Here is an 838-nt window from a genome sequence, read left to right as displayed (position 1 = left end):
GTAGTGCGACAGTGCATAGCGCCGGCAAGCGGCATCGCGTGCCTGCTGGGTATACGCTGCATACTCACCAAGTGAAGTGTAATTTTGCATAGCCTATTAATCAAAAAGCCCCGCTTGGGCGGGGCTTGGAAGCTGTCGGCTGTCATATCGTTGCCGGAGGAGTTGCCACCCGTACCGGTCACTAAATCCATACCGGGGGCACAATATCGCCATCGCCTGCCTGGCTGAGCGGCCTGCGGCCTTTTCTTTGGCGACCTCAGACAGAAAGCGGGTATTACGCAACTCGCGCAACGCACTATCGCAGCGGGGAACATAGAATGACGCGCCGCCGACATGGTGTATCAGCGTCTGTGTCTCCTGCTCAGTTAGCACACCGCGTAATAGGGCATAGACACCACCAGAGCGCGCCCGGCGCTCGCTGGTGCAAGCATGTAACGTAGTGCCCCCCAACGCCGTTATCAGGCGCATGGTGGCAGAGTATCCCAGGATAGCAATCAGCGTATGGACGGACTCAGGCAACAATGCCTGTAAGCGAGCCAGGTCGTTTTCACAAAGCGTCATCACGGTTGCCTCGGGGTCAAGAGGGGTAGTGCAATTATAACCAGCACTGATCACCTGTACAGCAAAAAAGAAAACCCCCGCATCACTGCGAGGGTTCAGGGTTCAGCATTAAGCGATAGGCGCTCAGTCCTGGCCGCGTCGGCGCGCATCCTTGATCAGTGCCACCATCACACCAAAAAGCTGATCATCATCCAGCCACTCGATCACATGCTGGCCATACATGTGCGCCGCCAACCCTTCGGCATAATTCCAGGAGCGACCAGAATCAGCGAGCAGC

General features: G+C 56.8%; 1 protein-coding gene and 1 pseudogene. Both read right to left on the bottom strand.

The genetic code is table 11. The features are described from left to right. Positions 1–96: 96 nt before the first annotated feature. Complete coding sequence (locus EHO01S_RS16865; RefSeq protein ID WP_035370949.1) at positions 97–561, bottom strand: hypothetical protein; 465 nt, start codon at positions 559–561, stop codon at positions 97–99. Positions 562–684: 123 nt separating this feature from the next. After that, positions 685–838: pseudogene (locus EHO01S_RS19375) on the bottom strand (regulatory protein GemA); the annotation flags it as partial.

Source organism: Edwardsiella hoshinae NBRC 105699 = ATCC 33379 (assembly GCF_000474215.1).
In the GTDB taxonomy this organism is placed as follows: domain Bacteria; phylum Pseudomonadota; class Gammaproteobacteria; order Enterobacterales; family Enterobacteriaceae; genus Edwardsiella; species Edwardsiella hoshinae.
This window is presented reverse-complemented; position numbering and strand designations above follow the sequence as displayed.

What these genes read in the sequence shown, in the direction of transcription:
- EHO01S_RS16865 (WP_035370949.1), bottom strand. Translation starts at nt 561, where the DNA reads ATGACGCTTTGTGAAAACGACCTGGCTCGCTTACAGGCATTGTTGCCT.